Raw genomic sequence first — 20,988 nt, 5'->3', positions numbered from 1 at the left:
CTTATTCATAAAAAAATATAATAAAGTCAATAGTTTGTGTGAAATTATTTTATATGAATCCCATTTAAAATCTACACTTTTATACGTGATTTAATTAACCATTTTTCATAAACAATTACCATGTATGGATAGACCATAAAACGCATGTAAACATTCAAATGAAGTGAACGCAGCTATCATTCATAACAGTTCATAAATTTTATGATACGTTTTTATCACACACAAATCGCATTATTAAAAACGTAATCGTTTGAAATTATCGATAACATAAATTGCATGCGTTTAAAAAATGGTATGGGGTTTACTCTTTTTTTGAGCTAAACCTTAAAAGAAATAATCATTTGAAACTATCATAGAATAGGTTTTAATTCATTAAGGGCACATAAAAGGATTTAAAGACAAGTCGATTTTAAAGCGCCGCTTACTAAAAAGTTAGTCAATAATAAGCAGACATTATATAGATACTATCATCACAACAGGTAATGAAATTGATAATGTTATGTCGTAGAAATCAAAAGATTTTTAATGATATAACGCAGGCAAACAAGCAAAAAACGTTTTAAAAGTTATAGTTTAAAAATACGAAACCAAATGAAATCCCCTCAAATTTGAGGATACTTATTAAGACAAAGATAAGTAGATAAATTTCAAAAGGATTGCAATCATATTACAAAGGCATGGTGTTTTACTCAATTTTGAGTCAAAAGCGACAATGTTTAAAGAATGCTCTATTCTAAAGTTAACGAACTCGAATTTGAGCTGGTTAATTTTGCCAGCCCAAATATAGAGCGGCTTATTTGAAAAGAAGTTATGTTTAAATGCAAAGTGAAAATACGCTTATGAGAACCTCACTAAATGAACGTTTAAACGTTTAGAGACATAAAATGATATCTCTATAAATACGTTTGAAACCTAGATTTATAACAGTTTAAAAGCCTTAGATTTTATAAAAAGCGGTTGTTTATTGTCTTATGAAAAGCTGCTTTTAAAAACCAATGTTCGTAAATGTAAACAACGGGTTTTGTTACAAATATTTACTTAATACGCATTTTCTCTTGATTGTCTTGATATGAACCTACCAAGCGTTGAGACATTTTGATAATGTACTTTGTGTCAAATGACCACTTCAAAAATGCGAGCGTTATTCTTAATACGCTTTATAGCCATACATAAAGTGTTTATAGGTTCTGTAATTCAAATGAGTGATTAAAGATCATATCTGTCATTTACGTTCCTTTTGATCAGTTTTAATCAATAGAATAGAGCGTTTGCAATATGATACGTTTTGTATACATACATTCATTATTGACTTCTTTTGTATGATCTGTAGTACCTCTATTTAAAAGCAGCGTCATATCAATTGGCACAGCTTTCTTTTATGATGCGTTTATAACCATCAAAGAAGCACCCTCCACGTCTGTCATTTATTCTGTTTATCAATCTTGATAACATCATCACTTTCATAAACCTCTCAATTTATGGGAACCGAATATAAATCGCTATGTCTTTTTATTCTTGCATTGCCATATACATTACTTCTAATCACGATATAATCAGGAGATCTTGGCATAGCCATAAACAGAGCCGTAGACCTTAGTATGACACCCCACGCTAGCATTGCCGTAAACCTTGCCTAACAACCGCATGATCATAAACCGCGGCATTGCTATGAATACGTGCACTACCGGATAATTTTGCATTCCCATAAACCCGCGCTTAATGATAAACTCAAACGTTATAAGAAAGATGAGCATTGTCATAAACATGAACACCAAAATACACATGGGTTTTATCACATATAAGGGTATTGCCATACACATAGCCACCAATGGCAGCATTGCCATAGCCCCTTATATTTTCATAAACACAACCAGATTTTACAACACAGACATTATCAGCAACCCAGCAATTACCATCATGAGAGAGATTGCTTTCATTTTCAATAAAAGCCATCCAGATCGCTTTTTTTACATCACCAAAATCGTTTAAAGCACGAATGCGATAATATATATATACATGACCAGTCACGAAATCCATTTGATCGATCTATTCATATTTTGGATGGTTTTTTCTGATTAACAGGAGCGGTTTCATTTGCAATGAAAGAAATAACGGAGGTGTTTTTTGATATAGTTATCATAATTAAACCTGTATGTTTTTAAAAGTTTTGAACAGACATTAAGCCAGCTCCAAACCAAATGTTTGTTGCATCAAGCGCTCTGTTCAAACTAATAATAACATATTCATTACCTAGTAGTAGAATACCAACTCCTACACCTGCATAAAGCGAAGCAATAATCCGCCCATATGGCTATGCTGTATGACTATAATAGAACCCAAAACCATCATTGCTACACTCGCAACACCAGCAGCAAAACGGATCAAAAGGACTAAGTGTTAACGCCATGAAAATAATTAAGTGCACTCATCACTATAGCTGCACAAGATAGTATGCGAGGAGCAAGAAATATAATCCCAATTACTGCCAAACGTAAAGAACATACTCCCAACTAAATAACCACCATAATTAGTGTTCGGTATATAAGAAAGTTGATTAAAGCTAAACAATCCTTCATCCAACATAACTGGCAGTATTGGTGTATAGAGAAATCACCAGATACCCATATCAAAACCATATCGAATACAGCATTTTGAAACAATTCAAATCTTGACGGTTGTTTTTCCCCCCTTATTATTCCTTTAACTGGTGATATTCCTCATCTGCGTTCCATATCACCATAACAGCCTTTAACTCCAAAAATAGAATAAAAGCAAATTTAGCTATCTATTTTAATGCTCAAAACAATATATTTAGCGATCTACTATCAACATCGCCAGATCAGTTGTACAATAACATATTGAATTAAATGTACTTTTTAAATGTTTATAGTTAAATTGAAAGCATATTTAGATAACCTTGCTTTTTTATCTCGATATTCAAAATGACTAACCGAAAAATTATATACGCAGCCGTAAATTTTACTTCTCTTAAAATCATTTGCTTATTCGCTGCAAAACTTAATAAACAACTCAAATAACCATTTTCATAAAAGAGGAAATTGGCTTCTTTTTAGGTAATCTTGTTATTTAGGATGATATGAAGTTGAAGAATTTGGTGCACCCGACAGAATTCGAATCTGTGACCTCTGCCTTCGGAGGGCAGCGCTCTATCCAGCTGAGCTACGGGTGCTTCACACTGATTATTAAAATCAGTTATGGTCTTTTAACTAATCATACTCTTAGCTTCAATGCTAAATTATCATTCTAATAAAAAAATTACTCGTTTGTAATTTATCTAACGACGCATTCCTTTTACTGTTTAATGATACTTTACCTTGAAATAACTTCTCTTTATTCAATGCTCTTTTTATTATAAAAAGAGCTTTTATTACAACTTCAAAACTCTCAAAAATAAGTTACAACATAAATTATAAGTATCAGGATAATTTTTAAATGGCTACATTACCAAGTCGCTTTCATTTTATTTCCGCAGAAACTGAGGAGGCTATCAAAGCTACCCATAAATTAATTTCCGTTTATGGTCATTCTTCTCTGGAAGAAACTGATATTGTTGTTGCAATCGGTGGTGATGGGACAATGTTACAAACCGTACGAGATGTCATGAACACAGGCAAACCTATTTATGGTATGAATCAAGGTTCTGTAGGATTTCTTATGAATGAATTTCATGAAAAAAAATTGCCCAATCGTATTGCTGCCGCACATAAAAAAGAAATCCATCCCCTGCGCATGATTGCAAAATCTGAATGTCAAGATTCTATCGAGGCGCTTGCAATTAATGAAGTATCCCTCTTTCGGCAATCTTATCAAGCGGCAAAAATTCGCATCACCATTGATAACAACGTACGCATGGAACAATTAAGTTGTGATGGTGTCCTCGTCGCTACACCAGCTGGATCAACCGCCTATAATTTATCAGCACAAGGACCTATCTTACCTCTTATGGCTCCCCTTATGGCCCTCACTCCCGTTAGCCCTTTTCGCCCTCGGCGTTGGCATGGAGCTTTGCTTCCCGATACAGTAACAGTGCGCTTTGATATGCTTGAACCTGACAAACGCCCTGTAAACGCTGCTGCAGATAATATTGAAGTTAAATCTGTCCATTCAGTTACTATTTCAATGGCAACAGAAGTAACAGCTTCAATCCTTTTTGACTCAAATCATTCATGGGATGAGCGCATTTTATCAGAACAATTTCGCTATTAATGATTGTATTATGCGTTTTATATGTATATGATTGTTATAGTTAGTTTTTTTGTGAAAACATCTTAACACTTTTAAAGAGTGTAGAATATTGGTTATAATCATCATTAGATAGCGCAGTTAAAATCACAGAGCAGTTGATAAAAAAATGATACCATCTTTAAACAGTTTTGATGATTTAGGTCTTTCCGCAAAGGTTATTAATGCGGTGAAATCAGCGGGGTATACAGCTCCGACACCTATTCAAAGTGAAACAATTCCGCATGTCCTTCAAAGAAAAGACGTTTTAGGAATCGCCCAAACGGGAACAGGTAAAACCGCCTCTTTCGTATTGCCTATGCTCACTCTCCTTGAAAAAGGTCGTGCAAGAGCACGAATGCCCCGTACGCTTATCTTAGAACCAACAAGAGAAATTGCAGCTCAAGTTGAAGAAAATTTCGATAAATACGGCATAAATCATCGTTTAAATGTTGCTCTTTTGATTGGTGGCGTTTCTTTTGAACTCCAAGATCGCAAACTTGAACGGGGAGCTGATGTTCTTATAGCAACACCAGGGCGCCTTCTTGATCATTGCGAGCGCGGTAAACTGCTCCTGATGGGCGTTGAAATCCTTGTGATTGATGAAGCTGATCGCATGTTGGATATGGGCTTTATTCCTGATATTGAACGCATCTGTAAACTAACCCCTTTTACGCGTCAAACTTTGTTCTTTTCTGCAACAATGGCGCCAGAAATTACAAAGCTAACGAAACAATTTTTACATTCTCCTGTATCTGTTGAAGTTACAAAAGCTTCCTCAACAGCTACCACAATTACACAACGGCTTGTCAAATCTGGAAATAAATCATGGGATAAAAGAGCGGTTTTACGAGAGCTTATCCAAAATGAAGGTGCAGAGCTTCAAAATGCAATCATTTTCTGTAATCGAAAGAGAGATATCTCTGAACTTTTTAGATCGCTTATCAAACATAACTTTAATGTAGGGGCACTTCATGGAGATATGGACCAATATTCGCGCATGAACACCCTAGCTGATTTTAAAAATAATAAACTTACACTTCTTGTTGCTTCTGATGTTGCTGCCCGTGGACTCGATATTCCAGCTGTAAGTCATGTATTTAACTATGATGTTCCTACACATGCTGAAGACTATATCCATCGAATTGGTCGTACAGGGCGTGCAAATCGTAGCGGAAAAGCCTTTACAATCGTTACAAAAGCTGATCAAAAATATATCAATGCCATCGAGGAAATGAGTAATGAAAAAATTGAATGGCTCAATGGAGATCTCTCAACTTTAATAGCCGATGATCAAACAGAAGATATTGTTGTAAAGAAAAAATCTTCAAAACCATCAAAGAAAACTGCTCCAAAAGAGCCTGTTGTTCACACTAAAAAATCTATAGAAGAGAATAAAACAGAATATATCAAAAATGCAAATAATAAGGAGAAGCCATCTGAGCAACAACGCTCACGAAAAAATAAGAATTACACACCTATTGGATTTGGTGATGATATTCCTGCTTTCATGCTTATAAAAACGTGTAAATAAACCCGTTCTCTACTCTCTTTTAGAGTGAAATGAACGAAATACTTTTAAAAAATCCGCTCTTATTTCCTAGAGAGCCTTTCCGTTACCTTTTCACGCCCTAAAAGCTGCAAAATTTTTCCCATTTCAGGTCCATGATCCATGCCCGTAAGTGCCTGACGTAATGGCATAAATAAAGCTTTTCCTTTTCGACCTGTTTTTTCTTTTAATGCTGTTGTCCAAATTTTCCAACTTTCCTCATTCAAAGCACCTTCAGGTAAGAAATCGAGTGATTGGTGCACAAAAGCACGATCCTCTAGTGCTACTGTATCAAAATTCTGTTCATCATGAATGATTTTCCACCAAAAAACAGCATCATTGACTTTATTAATATTGCTTCTTATCGCGTTCCAGAAATATTCCGCCTTATCTCCCTCAATAGAAAGTTTTTTAAGGCGCATTTTTACTTCCTCATAGGTTAACTCATGGACAAGATGACTATTCAAAGCAAGAAGATCAGCAATATCAAATTTTGCAACGGATCTTGACGTATCTTGGAGATTAAAATGCTCTAAAAGCGCAGCTTGATTGGGATAGGGATGCACATTTTGCGATGTCCCAATCAAAACGGCAAGGCATTGAACAGCTATAGATTCAAATCCTTCTTCCCGTAGAGAACGAATAGAAAGATCATTATTACGTTTTGAAAATCCTTTTCCTAAAACTGTCGCCAATAAATTGGTATGAGCAAAAACCGGTAATTCTGCATTAAGAGCTTTAAAAAGAGCAATTTGAGCGCCTGTATTTGTAATATGATCATCCCCACGAATAATATGCGTAATAGCCATATCTACATCATCAACAATAGACGGCAATGTATAAAGATAGGTTCCATCTTCACGAATAAGAACAGGATCTGAAAGAGAAGCTAAATCAATCGTCTGCTTTCCCTTTATTGCATCATTCCAGCAAACTTCTGTTCGCTTTGTGTGTAAAGGATCACTTTCAAAATTAGGAAGAAGAAAACGCCAATGGGGTTTACGACCTTGTGATTCAAAGTTTTTTCTCTCTTCTGTTGTCAACTTCAATGCTGCACGGTCATAAACAGGAGGCAATTTGCGTGAAAGCTGGATTTTACGACGCCGCTCTAATTCCTCTGTTGTCTCATAACAAGGATAAAGAAGGCCACGTTGTTTGAGAATTTCTGCCACTTCATCATATCGATTAAATCGCTTGGATTGGTAATAAATTGCATCTGGTTGAATACCAAGCCATTCAAGGTCAACAGCAATAGCATCGATATATTCTTGTTTAGAACGTTCAATATCTGTATCATCATAGCGTAAAATAAATTCTCCCTTATACGCTTGCGCATAAAGCCAGTTGAAAAGCGCAATACGGATATTGCCAATATGAATATAACCTGTTGGAGAGGGAGCAAAACGAACTTTAACCATAAAATAATACTCAATTTTTATCGCGAAAATGATTGACTATAGGATAGCGACGATCGCGTCCGAAATTTTTGTAACTGATTTTTACACCAGGCGCAGATTGACGCCTTTTATATTCGGCACCATAAAGAAGCTGTTCAACTTTCGCAACAGTTTCTCGTGAATGTCCACGTTTAACAATATCACAAATACTCATGTCATTTTCTACAAGATATTGTAATATATCATCTAAAATAGGATAAGGCGGAAGAGAATCTTCATCTTTTTGATTTTCCCGCAGCTCTGCAGAGGGTGCTTTTTCTATAATATTGGATGGAATGATCATTCCTTCTGGTCCTCTCAAATTGTGCAAGTGATTTTTATTGCGCCACTCCGCTAATGCATAAACCTGCATTTTATAAATATCTTTAAGAGGATTAAACCCGCCATTCATATCCCCATACAGTGTTGCATATCCCACAGCCATTTCTGACTTATTGCCTGTCGTTACCACCATTGAGCCGAATTTATTTGAAAGCGCCATTAAAAGTGTACCGCGTATACGACTTTGAAGATTTTCCTCTGTGACGTCAGAGGGTAACCCTGAAAAAACAGGTGCCATTGTCTTTAAAAAAGCCTCAACAGGTTGTGCAATCGGTATGATTTCATAACGACATCCCAAAAGATCAGCACATTCTTTGGCATCTTTTAATGATTCTTGCGAAGTATAATGATAGGGCATCATAATGGTGCGAACCCTCTCAGCACCAAGAGCATCCACCGCCATTGCCGTACACAGGGCTGAATCAATTCCTCCTGAAAGACCAAGAATAACATCCTTAAAGCCGTTTTTATTAACGTAATCTTTCAACCCCAAAACACAAGCTTGATAATCAGCCGCTAATCCATTGAGAAGTCTTTCATTAGGACCTGAAATACAGTGCCATCCCGTCGTTGTTTTTTGCCAATGGCTTAAAGCAATATGGCTATCAAAGTGTTTCATTTGAAATATCTTTTTGCCTTGTCCATTCAAGGCAAAAGACCCACCATCAAAAACGAGCTCATCTTGACCACCTACTTGATTAGCGTAGATAATTGGCACTCCAGATTGTAGAGCCTGTGTATGAACAACGTCTATACGTTTTAATGTTTTATTACGATAATAAGGAGATCCGTTAAGGACAAGAATAATTTCCGCTCCTTTATCTTTAAGCTCTGTACTAAGAGAGGAATCATTCCAAAGATCCTCACAAATGACTATTCCTAATTTAATTCCATGATAGACAATAGGCTGAGGACGTGGACCTGAAGAAAATAAACGCTTTTCATCAAATTCAGCATAATTAGGTAAATCAAACTTCAAACATTCGGCAATGACTCTCCCTTCATCAAGAACCATGACAGCGTTGTAAATATTACCATTGCGCCTTAATGGAAGACCAATGACAATTCCTGGTCCGCCTACGGTTATCTTTGCTAATTTCTCAACAGTCTCTTCACATGTTTTTGTAAAAGCAGGTTTTAGAACAAGATCTTCCGGCGGATAAGCACTTATAAAAAGTTCCGTGAATAAAACAAGATCAGCCCCCTCTTCTTTGGCCTTTTGATGCGCCATGACAGCTAAAGAAAAATTCCCCTCAATATCACCGACAATAGGATTTAATTGGGCAATTGATACCCGAAAATCATTTTTCATAAGCCTTTGTATCATTTCATCAGTTTAGCAACCACAACTTTATTCTTCATCATCGGAAACATCATTTTTTAAAATTCTTTTCTGCCATAATGACCTAAAAATATTAGGCAAATTTTTGCCTACCCCCCAGCAGCAATTGCTAACGATTCAGTCACGCGATTTTTTTTAAGGAGTTCAGCAACAAGAAAAGCCAATTCTAACGCTTGATCTGCATTTAACCGTGGATCACATTGCGTATGATAACGATCAGATAAATCGTCCACAGAAATGGCGTGCGCCCCTCCTGTACATTCAGTAACATCACGACCTGTCATCTCAATATGAATGCCTCCTGGATAAGTTCCCTCTCCACGATGCACTGCAAAAAAATTCTCTACTTCTTTTAACACATAATCAAAAGGACGCGTCTTATAACCATTGGCAGTAATTGTATTGCCATGCATTGGATCACATGACCATATAACCGCACGCTTCTCGCGTTCAACAGCACGGATGAGTTTAGGCAGATAACTTTCAACTTTATCATAACCAAAGCGCGTAATGAGAGTAAGCCGCCCCAACTCGTTTTCAGGATTTAAAATATCAATTAATTTTAAAAGCTCATCAGGCTCAATGGAAGGACCACATTTTAATCCTATAGGATTCTTAATGCCGCGACAATATTCAACGTGAGCATGGTCAATCTGACGCGTACGGTCACCAATCCATAACATATGACCAGATGTTGCATACCAATTTCCTGAAGTTGAATCAATCCGAGTCAAAGCCTCTTCATAACCAAGCAACAGTGCTTCATGACTGGTATAAAAAGATGTTTCACGCAATGAAGAATGTGTTTTGGATGTAATCCCTATAGAACGCATAAAATCAATTGCTTCAGAAATACGCTCTGCCAATAATTCATAACGTTCTCCCTGCGGACTGTTAGAAACAAAACTCAACATCCATGTGTGAACATTTTCTAAATTAGCATAGCCACCTTGTGAAAAAGCACGCAATAGATTAAGTGTTGCCGCAGATTGGCGATAAGCCATAGACATCCGTTGCGGATCTGGAATACGAGAACCGGCTTCAAATTCAATGCCATTAATAATATCCCCACGATAAGCAGGAAATTCAACTCCCTCTTTTCTTTCAATATCAAAAGAGCGAGGCTTTGCAAATTGACCAGCAATACGACCAATTTTAACAACCGGTTTAGAACTACCAAAGGTCAAAACAATCGCCATTTGCAAAAATACACGAAAAAAATCACGAATATTATCAGCTTCATGTTCTGCAAAGCTTTCGGCACAATCACCACCTTGCAATAAAAAAGCTTGGCCTTTCGCAACGGCTGCTAATTCATTTTTTAAATCACGTGCTTCACCGGCAAAAACTAAAGGAGGATACCTTCTCAGTTTTCGCTCAACATCTTCTAACATAGACTTATCCGGATAAGTCGGAACTTGTTTAATTGGCCTTGTTCTCCAAGTGTCAGGCGCCCATTCTTTTATCATTACACTCTCTCTAAAGATTAATCTTACAGATTAGCATATCAAAAGCTTTTTACCGCAATATATGCTGTTTAACTTTCTATTTTCTTCCCATTTTCATATATATAACTTGGTTTATACATCGTTACCAATTCTTCTGCCATCGTTGGATGCACTGCCATCGTCTCATCAAAGATATCCTTCGTCAGCTTACCCTTGAGAGATATCCCTATAAGCTGAGCCATCTCACCAGCATTTTCCCCTAAAATATGAGCGCCCACAACAATACGGCTTTCACCATCAACAATGAGTTTCATAAGCATTTTCTCTGAACTACCAGAAAGAACATTACGCATAGGACGAAAAACTGTACGATAAATTTCAAGACGCTTATAACGCTTTACCGCCTCCTCTTCTGAAAGACCAACCGTTCCAATCTCTGGCTGTGAAAAAACTGCTGTTGTAATTAAATCATAATCAGGTGTTGTTGGAATATTTTCAAATGCTGTCTTAACAAAACACATTGCATCATGAATCGCAACGGGTGTTAATTGAATATGACCTGTTACATCACCAACAGCCCAAATATGGGGGATATTTGTTGTCATTTTCTCATCAACAACAACTGCACCAAATTCATTCACCTTAACACCTGCCCGCTCAAGTCTTAAACCCGTTGTATTTGGTACACGCCCCGTAGCCAACATAATCTGATCGGCTCTGATTATTTTCCCATTTGATAAAACAACTTCATAACAATTTTCTGCAGCCTGCACTTTAGAAATTGTTATGCCATAAAGAATAGAAATCCCTTTTTCAATCATTGCATCGCTGAGCAATTGCCGCAAATCATGATCAAAATTACGAAGGATTAAATCACCACGATGAAGGAGTGTTGTTTTTACACCTAATTCATGAAAAATATTAGCAAATTCAACACCAATATACCCTCCACCAACAATCACTATTGATTTTGGGAGTTGATTAAGGTCAAAAATCTCATTAGAAGTAAGGCAAAATTCACCGCCTTCTATGGACGTATTTGGTGCAAGTTTTGCCCCTGTTGCAATCAAAATTTTTTCTGCACTTACCCGCTCACCCGTGGCAGAAAGCTCTAATGTGTGATCATCTATAAAAGTAGCACGACTTTCATAAATATGCACATTGTTATTTTCTAATCCCTTACGATACAACCCTTCTAACCTTGATATTTCTTTATTTTTAGCTGCAACCAACTTTTCCCAGCTAAAAATTGGATCCGCATATTCCCACCCAAAACCAACACTTTTCTTAAATTCTTTTACATATTGTGATGCATAAACATAAAGTTTTTTGGGAACGCAACCACGAATAACACAAGTGCCCCCTATACGATATTCCTCTGCTATAGCGACCCGCTTGCCAAGACCTCCAGCAAGCCGTGCTGCACGCACTCCACCAGAACCACTTCCAATAACAAATAAATCAAAGTCAAAAGAGCCCACGAATTATTCCTTCTTATACATCTGCAAGAGTAGGCTAAGATCTTTTATTATCAAATGAAAGTCTTTTTTTCTTTTGAAGAAGCCTTTTTTATAAAGCAGTATTCTAAAAAGACTTATTCTCATTAAAATATTTAAAACGGCGGGAAAACCGCCGCTATAAAAAAAATCAGAAATTGCCCATTGTTGTCATGATATCGATCAAGCTATTTTTTATTTTCTGAAGATTCTGATTTTATAGGCATATTTGTAGGCATAGTAGAATTATTCAAATTAAGTGTTTCAGACATCTCTTTTTTCACATTTTCTACAAGATCCCGCATAAGAGCAGTACGCCATATATCAAATGCTGAATAAGAATCACGTGCAATATTGGGGACTTCTGTCAAAAACTTTTTACCGGTATCAGAATTATAAAATGTTGTTATCGCATCAAGCTCTTTTTGAGTAAAATATTTTGCATATACATGAGCAATCTCTTTTTCTAGATCAGAGCGCCTTTTAATTAAAGCAAGCGCCTGCTTATCAACAATATCAGAAATAGCTGTTGCCAAATTCGGATCATCGCTAATCAGTTCATTTTTGAAATCATGGACCGCATTTGGTAAAAAGCTATCAAATTGATCCGTTGCATGAATAGCTCTGATTGCCTTTCGCGCTGAATCTAAATGTTGATCACTCACACCTTGTGCATAAGCCATGCCAACATTCACAACAAAAATAGCAATTGCACTAAAATATACGACAAAACGCTGAAAAGAAAATATTATTTTCATTTAATGATTACCCCGATCGCTAATTATAATTTTAATTCGTTATTCTACCTAAAATCTTTAAGACCCTTTTTTACTGTGCTAACATATCATCATGTAAATGCCTTTTCTAAAAATCAAACGGTTCTAAAACTTTTATTTGACCATCAGCCATAGCGACAATTGCACGTGAAGCCAACCCCAAAAAAAGGCCATGCTCAACAACACCAGGAATAGCAAGAAGTGCATCCGATAATGGTTTTGGTTGCAAAATGCAGCCCCAAAATGCATCAAGAATAAAATGGCCACCATCTGTTTCAAAAGGATTTTTTCCATTCATTCGCAATGCAATTTTTCCAGAAAGCCCTAAATCATCAGCGACTTTTTCAATGGCTCTGCATGTTGTGTGGATACCAAATGGATTAACTTCAATTGGTAGTGCAAAAGCACCAAGTCTTTTTACCACCTTTGTTTCATCCGCAATGACAAGCATTGCACGAGATGCCGACGCTACAATTTTTTCATACAACAATGCTCCCCCTCCCCCTTTAATGAGCATCATCTCAGGACCAATTTCATCTGCTCCGTCAATATCAAGATCCAGCTCAGGTATTTGTTCTAAAGTGCTAACAGGCACTCCAAACTTATGACAGAGTTGTTCAGAATATTTTGAAGTAGCAACACCAGTCACCCGCAAACCATCCGCAACACGCTCACCTAGAAGATGAATAAATTCATTGACTGTCGAACCAGATCCGATACCAAGCCGCATACCATCTTCAACAAACTCAAGCGCTTTAATAGCTGCCATTTTTTTTAACTGCTGAACATTCATGAATGACTTTGCCTTCTATCCGTATAAGCAGCATTTATCACCCCTATTACCACCGATAATAATGATAATAAAAGATAACCTCTTGACGCAATCTATTTAAATTGACCATCATCTCTTGCTTGAAGAGATGTTACTCGTTATAGAAATATATGATAAGAATAAAATAGAATAATCAACAATTATCTTTTTTATTTCTTTGAGAATATTTGTTAGCATTTTTCTCATTCAATAAGAATTTTTGATTTATTTTGTGCTATCAATAGGATGCACAAAGATGCACATATCAATTTTTTTGAAAAAATTAAAATGATCAGATATAAAAAATCATCTATTTCTAGAAAACTGTAGATTATTATCTCGTTTCAATGACGTTGATAAACTTACGAATTTAAATACCGTAAAATATTATGAGAAAAGTCTTCTGTTATTTTTTGTTTTGTCATTATCCAAATGTGAAGCAAAATATGACTGATTATATGTTTTTATGAATGCTGTCTGTGCATATTCCATGGTCTATGAAACCCTAGCGAAGACCAAATAATATCTCCACCTTTGGTCATCATAACGCTTCCTCGTGATAACAATTGTTGAGGTATAAATACTATTTTTGCCTTCTTGTAACAAGTTGGATTATGCATCACAAATGTCTGAATGAGAATATCTGCCTCTACACATTGATCTGTTTCTCTCTGTAAAACGATCACTTTTAATCCATTATCCAATAAAGATGTACATACATGATAATCACAAATAAATTGTCCGTGTAACGAAGGACCATATTTTGTTGGTTTAATCGTTTCATTCACACGAAATGACTTTTTCCATATGGATGTCGTGAACTTAGAAATATGGTAACGATCAATATATAATTTTTTATCATGAATAACGCCCACGAGGCGCATATTATCTGCTATAATCAGTTGTACAGGTGAATGCAATACACAAATAGAAACACCTGCCAAAATAAACAAACTAAAAAAGAGCCGGATGGGTGTTTTGCAAAAAGTCAGTCCAACCAAGCCTATGCTCAATAAAACTAACGCTGATAACGGCATAAAACCAGGATTCAAATCAGGAGAAATAGCCTTGATAGCATGTGCAATCTTTATTACAAGATCAACTCCAAAACCCATAATTTGAAGAGGAAGCCATTCGAATCCTCCTAACATTGCAAGAACTGCGATTAATCCAAAGGGAATGACAAAAATTGAGATGACAGGCAAAGCAAAGGCATTACTGATAATGCTCAAAGATGCCATATTAGAAAAATGATAAGCAGCATAAATTCCACTTGCACTCCCTGCAACAAAGGAAGAAGCACATGTTGAAAGAATCGATAAGAAAACAAAATTTATCACTCCCCCTCCAACATAAGAGGGAGTTGTTTTTCTTTTACGAAAAAATGATCTTCCACTCCACCAATCAAAAAAAGCGATCAAAGCAGCAGTCGCAGAAAAGGACATTTGAAAGCTAGGACCTAATATTTCATGGGGTGTCATCGCCAGAGTTATCAACCCTGCAATGGAAAAATTACGCATTGTTATAGCAGAGCGATTACACAATATAGCAACCAACATAACAGCAATCATCACAAAACTTCTTTGCGCTGATATTGCTAAGCCCGACAATAACAAATAAAAAGCTGTTATCATAAAAGCAACGATAGCAGCAAATTTTTTACTGGAATAATAGGAAGAAAAAACTGGAAAAAATGCTAAAAAACTACGGATACTCAAAAGAACTATGCCGCTTAACAACGCCATATGTAAACCTGATATTGATAAAATATGAGCTAATCCAGCTGTACGTAATGCTTCATTTGTCTCATTTGAAATACCAGCACGCTGCCCTGTTATGAGGGCAGCTGCAACACTCCCCTTTTCTCCTTCAAGGGCTATACGGATTCTTTGTGTCATCTTCGTGCGTAAATTTTCAATTTTCTGTAGAATGATAGCGAATATTCCATCAGGCTGCGAAACGGATATTTTTCTTGGTTTTCCTAAATAAACGCCTTGTGCTCCAATTCTTTTAAAATAATTATGAAAACTAAAATCGTAGCCTCCTGGACGCACCGGCCCAGAGAATGCACGAATCTTAACTTTTCCATGCAATCCATCACCAATCGCTAAGCCAGATGGCAAATATCTTGCCGATAAACGAACACGATGAAGACTATGGCGTAATACGGGATTTTCTGTATTCAAAATATCCAAAACTAAACGAAATCCTCCTTTGGCACCTGACTCAATAGAAACAATTCTTCCCGTCAATGTAGTGACAATGTCACTGCTTAGCATGGGTGTTGCAATACGCCACGTTTCTATTTTTGCCGCTAAAGCACCCAATATAATACAAAACAGAAACCCCACGGGAATCGATATTTTTCGATAAAAACGTGCTACATAGAATATTCCCAGAAAAATACTGACCAACGCCCCCAATTGTCCCCAACTTGGTTCCCACTCTAAATGAAAATAGAAAATGATTCCTAGGGCAAAAAAGACTAAAATCAGCGAAAAAAGGATACCAAAAGAAACTTCTTTATTAATACAATCTTCTAACCATTTGCGAAAAAAAATGATTACTTCTTTTAAGAGTGTCAATAAAAAAAGTTTTTGTTGATTATAGCTACTGTTCTTTGCATCATCATACCTAGAAAAAACACTCTGCCCTATCTGACATGGCTTTTTTCTTTCTGTAACAGATTTTTCGGATAAACCCTCTTTACTTTTATAAAACATCAGTCCCCCACTTTAACTCGCAATACGGCTATTGCACGCCCCATCACTTATGCTAACATGACTTTTCTATAAAATTCCATAAGTAATATCTTAGTTTAAAGGAAAATATTCGTGTCTGTTATTACTCGTTTTGCCCCTTCACCCACTGGCTTCCTTCACATTGGTGGTGCTCGTACTGCTCTTTTTAATTGGCTTTATGCAAAACATACCGGTGGAAAAATGCTTTTACGAATTGAAGATACAGACCGAGAGCGTTCAACCGAAGCAGCTGTAAAAGCCATTATAGATGGCTTGCACTGGATGGGTCTTAGTTATGATGGCGCCCCTATTTCGCAATTCGAACGAGCAGAACGTCACCGCCAAATCGCTGAACAGTTGGTCAAGAATGGCAAAGCATATTATTGTTATGCTTCACCTGAGGAGTTAGCTGAAATGCGTGAAAAAGCCCGTTCAGAAGGGCGCCCACCACGTTATGATGGACGTTGGCGTGACCGTGATAGTTCTGAAGCTCCTAAAGGTGTTAAGCCTGTTATTCGCATCAAAGCCCCTCAAGATGGAGAAACGATTGTACATGATCGTGTTCAAGGTGATGTCCGTTTTCCTAATAAAGATCTCGATGACTTCATTATTTTGCGTTCTGATGGTTCGCCTACCTATATGCATGCTGTTGTCGTTGATGATCATGATATGGGCATCACACATATTATACGTGGTGACGATCATCTTACCAACGCAGCCCGACAAACGATTATCTTTAAAGCAATGGGATGGGACATTCCTGTTATGGCCCATATTCCTCTTATCCATGGTGAAAACGGTGCAAAATTATCAAAGCGACATGGTGCGCTCGGTGTTGATGCCTACCGAACAATGGGATATCTTCCTGCTGCTTTGCGCAATTACCTTGTCCGTTTAGGTTGGAGTCATGGTGATGACGAACTGATGTCACTTAAAGATATGATTTCTTGGTTTGATATTGAGGATATTAACAAAGGTGCTGCTCGTTTTGATCTCAAAAAGCTCGATTCCATCAACGGACACTATATGCGTATGAGTAATGATCAAGAACTTTTTGATGCCGCTCTTAATATTCTACCAGAAACCGATAGGGGAGCACAAATTATTGAAAGACTTGATGAAAAACGCCGTGTTCAATTTTTAAAAGCAATCCCGCATTTGAAAGAACGTTCAAAAACACTGTGCGAACTGATTGACAATGCCTCCTTCATTTTTACGCAACGACCTTTACAACTTGATGAAAAAGCTCAAATGCTCTTAGATAAAAATGGACGAACCATTTTAAACGATCTTTATCTTGCTCTGAAAGCGTGCCCCTCTTGGGATACAAAAACTCTAGATGAAACACTTCGCTCTTTTGTCCAAACACAGAATCTCAAATTTGGATCTATCGCCCAACCACTTCGCGCAGCTCTTACAGGATGTGCAACATCACCAGGTGTTTTGGATATTCTTATTTTATTAGGACGCAATGAATCCCTTCATCGCATCAAGGACCAACTTATCACAACAATATGCCCATGATGTGCACTGAGTATATTTCCTCAAATAAGGATCTATACAGATATCTCAACGCGCCCTAAAAGAGTTTTTTATGTTATATCATTGAAATACATTTCTTATTGAGTAATAATGATCAATAAGGAAATATTTTTAGATTGCATGTACTCACTTTTAGAGGCAATCTACCCTTAAATAAGTAAGAAAAGCTTCAGTTATACATCCCCCACTCTGATGAAGCAGAGTCTTAATTTTTAGAAGTGAAGGATCTGAAAGGAATACCGAATGTCTGAGAATAACGCATATATTATTGTAAATGATAAAAAAGTAGAGCTTCCCTTGCGTAAAGGCACGAGTGGACCTGAAGTCATTGAAATTGCTTCTCTCTATAAAAAAACCGATATTTTTACTTATGATCCTGGTTTTACTTCAACAGCTTCTTGTGAATCAAAAATTACTTATATCGATGGTGATAAAGGCATATTGCTTTATCGTGGTTATCCTATTGATCAATTGGCTGAAAAAGGAGACTTTCTCGAAAGTTGTTATCTTTTACTTTATGGTGAACTCCCAACACAGCAAGAAAAAAATGAATTTGATCGATGTATTATGCAGCATACCATGGTCCACGAACAATTTGCACGCTTCTTCCATGGCTTCCGTCGTGATTCTCATCCTATGGCCGTCATGGTTGCCTGCCTTGGCGCTATGTCTGCGTTCTATCACGACTCTATTGATATTACAGATCCTCACCAGAGAATGATTGCTTCTGTTCGTCTTATCTCAAAAGTTCCAACGCTTGCTGCTATGGCCTATAAATACAGTATTGGACAAGCATTTGTTTATCCACGTAATGATCTTAGTTATGCTGCAAATTTCCTCCATATGTGTTTTGCTGTTCCTTGTGAAGAATATAAAACAAACCCTGTGCTTGCTCGGGCGATGGATCAAATATTTACCCTTCATGCAGATCATGAACAAAATGCTTCTACATCTACGGTACGTCTTGCTGGATCCTCAGGTGCTAATCCGTTTGCCTGTATTGCAGCAGGTGTTGCATGCCTTTGGGGACCAGCACATGGTGGTGCCAATGAAGCATGCCTAAAAATGCTACAAGAAATAGGTTCTATTAAAAGAATTCCTGAATTTATTGCACGTGCAAAAGATAAAAATGATCCTTTCCGCCTTATGGGCTTTGGGCACCGTGTCTATAAAAATTATGATCCACGTGCAAAAATCATGCAAAAAACCTGTCATAAAGTTTTAAAAGAACTCAACATTCAAGATGACCCTCTTCTTGATATTGCAATAGAGCTTGAAAGAATTGCCTTAAGTGATGAATATTTTATTGAGAAAAAGCTTTATCCCAATGTTGATTTCTATTCCGGCATTACATTAAAAGCTCTAGGTTTTCCAACTGAAATGTTTACTGTCCTTTTTGCATTGGCGCGCAGTGTCGGGTGGGTGGCACAATGGAAAGAAATGATTGAAGACCCTGCACAAAAAATTGGTCGTCCTCGACAACTCTACACAGGCTATGCTATGCGTGACTATGTTCCTATAGATGAACGTGCAAATTAAAAAAAGAAATCAATAAAGCTTCAATTTACTGAAGCTTTATTGAGAGTAATCAAAAAACATCCTTTAAAAATTTTTATAAAACGTGATTTTAAAACTCTTTCTACAGAGATAACATCATCATAAAAATTTACTAAAAAATTCTAAGTTTTAGCTCTGTAAAGAAATTGAGAATACTCTTCTGCAAATTAGCCAAACATTTAGCAAAAAGAAATTGAAAATTTTACCTTATAATCCTCATTATCTTTAATGGAAATGTATTCCCTATCATTCCCCCATGTTTAAAAGCCTTATTACATATTAAAATCTAGCAATGTCAGAATTTTTCTTTCTATCTTCTTCAGATAAAATTGCAAAAAGCTTACATTAAGTGCTTCTTTAATTAGAATAAAAACACTTTTACATTTTGTCCTGTTAAAAGCTGAAATTTTCTTTGTATTTAAGTTGATAGTTTTTCTTTTAAAGATAAATTATTGATTTTTAAATAAAATTATTAAAAATCACCCTATAACCAATAAGAGGTGACTTTCTTTCCTATATTTTTTATTCCCATACTTTATAAAAAGAAATTATTTTTTTGATAATGATATTCAGCATAATGATAGCAAAATGAACACAGATAAATTTTTTACATTGCTCCAAAAGAGCTTACAGATTATAAAAATTCATGATGGTTTCATATTTGCCAGCTTATCTAATAGGAGAACATAATGAAATTATTAGCAGGAGCTCTTATAATAAGCGCGACACTGTTTACCCTATCGGCCAATTCTCAAACGCTGAAAATTGCAAGCGATGCTTCTTATCCGCCATTTAGTTATATTGACTCAAATAACAAACTGCAAGGGTTTGATATTGATATATCTTATGCGCTTTGTAAAAAAATGAATGTTGAATGTACTATTGTCACACAAGACTTTGAGGGGATGATTCCCGGTCTTCTTGCCAAAAAATATGATGCTATCGTTTCTTCCCTTTCTCCTACAAAAGAGCGCTTACAAAAAATTGATTTTACAGATCCTTACTACAACACAGCACTCGCTGTTATCGTTACCAAAAATTCGGAAATTAAAGAAATCTCAACACAAGCCTTTAGAGGTAAAAACCTTGGTGTACAATCAAATACAACACAAGCTGCATATGCGGAAGATCATTATGCCTCTGAAGGAGTTAATATCAAACTTTATCCTACAGCAACAGAAGTTAATCGTGATCTTTTAAGCCATCGGCTTGATATCATCATCTTTGATAAATTAAAAGCATTAAATTGGCTTGAAAATGAAGGAAAAGACTGCTGTCTCCTCTTGGGAACTCTAGAAGAAACAAATTTTCCTATTGCAATTGCACTCCGTCAAAATAATAATGATCTTAAAAACAGTTTTAATAAAGCAATAGAAGAAATCCGCGCCGATGGAACCTATGAGAAAATTATGAGAAAATATTTTACTTTCGATATCAATTAGATAGTACTATGAATTAAAACTCAATCTGTATATTTAAGGGGTATCTTTAACTCTTTATTGAACATGCAGGTATAATTGGAAATTCGGCATTTTTATAAGAAAATTTACATTTATCAAAATAACTTTTAATTGCTCCTTGAGATCTAAATATTTTGTAGAATCTAATGACAACAATAAGGTTGTATTTTTACCGTATCAAAATCTAATTTTTTTATGTTCAAATTTAATAGCCTTATTTTCAAGAAAAATCCTCAGTTTTTACTC

16 protein-coding genes and 1 tRNA gene are annotated in these 20,988 nt (G+C 36.2%); 5 read left to right on the top strand and 12 right to left on the bottom strand.

What is annotated here, in order from left to right:
* Nucleotides 1-1,553: 1,553 nt before the first annotated feature.
* The 5 genes from ACFIKX_RS10120 to ACFIKX_RS10100 all read right to left on the bottom strand — a co-directional run bounded on the left by ACFIKX_RS10120 (nucleotide 1,554) and on the right by ACFIKX_RS10100 (nucleotide 3,190).
* Nucleotides 1,554-1,700: a hypothetical protein gene (locus ACFIKX_RS10120; RefSeq protein WP_375629652.1), complete on the bottom strand. Its 147-nt coding sequence runs from the start codon at nucleotides 1,698-1,700 to the stop codon at nucleotides 1,554-1,556.
* Nucleotides 1,701-1,728: 28 nt separating this feature from the next.
* Nucleotides 1,729-2,028, bottom strand: coding sequence for a hypothetical protein (locus ACFIKX_RS10115; protein ID WP_375629649.1), 300 nt, complete (start codon nucleotides 2,026-2,028; stop codon nucleotides 1,729-1,731).
* A gap of 130 nt (nucleotides 2,029-2,158) precedes the next feature.
* The gene (locus ACFIKX_RS10110) at nucleotides 2,159-2,263 is read right to left on the bottom strand and encodes a hypothetical protein (RefSeq protein ID WP_375613508.1); all 105 of its coding nucleotides are present in this window, start codon (nucleotides 2,261-2,263) and stop codon (nucleotides 2,159-2,161) included.
* A gap of 152 nt (nucleotides 2,264-2,415) precedes the next feature.
* Complete coding sequence (locus ACFIKX_RS10105; protein WP_375629647.1) at nucleotides 2,416-2,583, bottom strand: hypothetical protein; 168 nt, start codon at nucleotides 2,581-2,583, stop codon at nucleotides 2,416-2,418.
* 530 nt (nucleotides 2,584-3,113) lie between these two features.
* Nucleotides 3,114-3,190, bottom strand: a tRNA-Arg gene (locus tag ACFIKX_RS10100).
* Between the two features lie 263 nt (nucleotides 3,191-3,453).
* Here ACFIKX_RS10100 and ACFIKX_RS10095 point away from each other — a divergent pair.
* Both ACFIKX_RS10095 and ACFIKX_RS10090 read left to right on the top strand, forming a co-directional pair.
* Nucleotides 3,454-4,227, top strand: coding sequence for an NAD kinase (locus ACFIKX_RS10095; protein WP_375612145.1), 774 nt, complete (start codon nucleotides 3,454-3,456; stop codon nucleotides 4,225-4,227).
* A gap of 145 nt (nucleotides 4,228-4,372) precedes the next feature.
* Nucleotides 4,373-5,776 (top strand): DEAD/DEAH box helicase, encoded by a 1,404-nt coding sequence (locus ACFIKX_RS10090; protein ID WP_375629644.1) that lies wholly within the window; start codon nucleotides 4,373-4,375, stop codon nucleotides 5,774-5,776.
* Nucleotides 5,777-5,835: 59 nt separating this feature from the next.
* Here ACFIKX_RS10090 and gltX (ACFIKX_RS10085) read toward each other — a convergent pair whose 3' ends face one another.
* The 7 genes from gltX (ACFIKX_RS10085) to ACFIKX_RS10055 all read right to left on the bottom strand — a co-directional run bounded on the left by gltX (ACFIKX_RS10085) (nucleotide 5,836) and on the right by ACFIKX_RS10055 (nucleotide 16,165).
* Nucleotides 5,836-7,209, bottom strand: coding sequence for a glutamate--tRNA ligase (gene gltX / locus ACFIKX_RS10085; RefSeq protein WP_273790689.1), 1,374 nt, complete (start codon nucleotides 7,207-7,209; stop codon nucleotides 5,836-5,838).
* A gap of 10 nt (nucleotides 7,210-7,219) precedes the next feature.
* Nucleotides 7,220-8,881, bottom strand: coding sequence for an NAD+ synthase (locus ACFIKX_RS10080; protein ID WP_375629641.1), 1,662 nt, complete (start codon nucleotides 8,879-8,881; stop codon nucleotides 7,220-7,222).
* A gap of 119 nt (nucleotides 8,882-9,000) precedes the next feature.
* Nucleotides 9,001-10,380, bottom strand: a complete 1,380-nt coding sequence (locus tag ACFIKX_RS10075) for a class II 3-deoxy-7-phosphoheptulonate synthase (RefSeq protein ID WP_375620795.1) — start codon at nucleotides 10,378-10,380, stop codon at nucleotides 9,001-9,003.
* A 68-nt stretch (nucleotides 10,381-10,448) separates the two neighbouring features.
* Nucleotides 10,449-11,840 carry a glutathione-disulfide reductase gene (gene gor, locus ACFIKX_RS10070; RefSeq protein WP_375620794.1) on the bottom strand — a complete coding sequence of 464 codons (1,392 nt, stop codon included), beginning with the start codon at nucleotides 11,838-11,840 and terminating at the stop codon, nucleotides 10,449-10,451.
* A gap of 203 nt (nucleotides 11,841-12,043) precedes the next feature.
* Nucleotides 12,044-12,613, bottom strand: coding sequence for a DUF2059 domain-containing protein (locus ACFIKX_RS10065; RefSeq protein ID WP_375612140.1), 570 nt, complete (start codon nucleotides 12,611-12,613; stop codon nucleotides 12,044-12,046).
* Between the two features lie 106 nt (nucleotides 12,614-12,719).
* Complete coding sequence (rpiA, locus tag ACFIKX_RS10060; protein WP_375613478.1) at nucleotides 12,720-13,424, bottom strand: ribose-5-phosphate isomerase RpiA; 705 nt, start codon at nucleotides 13,422-13,424, stop codon at nucleotides 12,720-12,722.
* Between the two features lie 482 nt (nucleotides 13,425-13,906).
* Nucleotides 13,907-16,165, bottom strand: a complete 2,259-nt coding sequence (locus ACFIKX_RS10055; RefSeq protein ID WP_375613477.1) for a ComEC/Rec2 family competence protein — start codon at nucleotides 16,163-16,165, stop codon at nucleotides 13,907-13,909.
* A 111-nt stretch (nucleotides 16,166-16,276) separates the two neighbouring features.
* On the opposite strand from ACFIKX_RS10055, the gene gltX (ACFIKX_RS10050) reads away from it, so the two are divergent.
* The 3 genes from gltX (ACFIKX_RS10050) to ACFIKX_RS10040 all read left to right on the top strand — a co-directional run bounded on the left by gltX (ACFIKX_RS10050) (nucleotide 16,277) and on the right by ACFIKX_RS10040 (nucleotide 20,724).
* On the top strand, nucleotides 16,277-17,707 hold the full coding sequence (gene gltX / locus ACFIKX_RS10050; RefSeq protein ID WP_375613476.1) for a glutamate--tRNA ligase: 1,431 nt from the start codon (nucleotides 16,277-16,279) through the stop codon (nucleotides 17,705-17,707).
* A gap of 261 nt (nucleotides 17,708-17,968) precedes the next feature.
* On the top strand, nucleotides 17,969-19,264 hold the full coding sequence (gene gltA / locus ACFIKX_RS10045) for a citrate synthase (RefSeq protein WP_375612136.1): 1,296 nt from the start codon (nucleotides 17,969-17,971) through the stop codon (nucleotides 19,262-19,264).
* Between the two features lie 707 nt (nucleotides 19,265-19,971).
* The gene (locus ACFIKX_RS10040; RefSeq protein ID WP_375612135.1) at nucleotides 19,972-20,724 is read left to right on the top strand and encodes a transporter substrate-binding domain-containing protein; all 753 of its coding nucleotides are present in this window, start codon (nucleotides 19,972-19,974) and stop codon (nucleotides 20,722-20,724) included.
* The last annotated feature ends 264 nt before the right edge of the window (nucleotides 20,725-20,988 follow it).

This window comes from Bartonella sp. CM86QHHN, assembly GCF_042194695.1.
Classification (GTDB): Bacteria; Pseudomonadota; Alphaproteobacteria; order Rhizobiales; family Rhizobiaceae; genus Bartonella.
The sequence above is the reverse complement of the archived record's forward strand: the minus strand, read 5'-3'. Positions and strand labels throughout refer to the sequence as shown.

Excerpts from the sequence above, each read along its gene's own strand:
- ACFIKX_RS10120 (WP_375629652.1), bottom strand. The coding sequence starts at position 1,700 with ATGCAAAATTATCCGGTAGTGCACGTATTCATAGCAATGCCGCGGTTT.
- ACFIKX_RS10105 (WP_375629647.1), bottom strand. The coding sequence starts at position 2,583 with ATGTTGGATGAAGGATTGTTTAGCTTTAATCAACTTTCTTATATACCG.
- ACFIKX_RS10095 (WP_375612145.1), top strand. The coding sequence starts at position 3,454 with ATGGCTACATTACCAAGTCGCTTTCATTTTATTTCCGCAGAAACTGAG.
- ACFIKX_RS10090 (WP_375629644.1), top strand. The coding sequence starts at position 4,373 with ATGATACCATCTTTAAACAGTTTTGATGATTTAGGTCTTTCCGCAAAG.
- gltX (WP_273790689.1), bottom strand. The coding sequence starts at position 7,209 with ATGGTTAAAGTTCGTTTTGCTCCCTCTCCAACAGGTTATATTCATATT.
- ACFIKX_RS10080 (WP_375629641.1), bottom strand. The coding sequence starts at position 8,881 with ATGAAAAATGATTTTCGGGTATCAATTGCCCAATTAAATCCTATTGTC.
- ACFIKX_RS10075 (WP_375620795.1), bottom strand. The coding sequence starts at position 10,380 with ATGATAAAAGAATGGGCGCCTGACACTTGGAGAACAAGGCCAATTAAA.
- ACFIKX_RS10065 (WP_375612140.1), bottom strand. The coding sequence starts at position 12,613 with ATGAAAATAATATTTTCTTTTCAGCGTTTTGTCGTATATTTTAGTGCA.
- rpiA (WP_375613478.1), bottom strand. The coding sequence starts at position 13,424 with ATGAATGTTCAGCAGTTAAAAAAAATGGCAGCTATTAAAGCGCTTGAG.
- ACFIKX_RS10055 (WP_375613477.1), bottom strand. The coding sequence starts at position 16,165 with ATGTTTTATAAAAGTAAAGAGGGTTTATCCGAAAAATCTGTTACAGAA.
- gltA (WP_375612136.1), top strand. The coding sequence starts at position 17,969 with ATGTCTGAGAATAACGCATATATTATTGTAAATGATAAAAAAGTAGAG.
- ACFIKX_RS10040 (WP_375612135.1), top strand. The coding sequence starts at position 19,972 with ATGAAATTATTAGCAGGAGCTCTTATAATAAGCGCGACACTGTTTACC.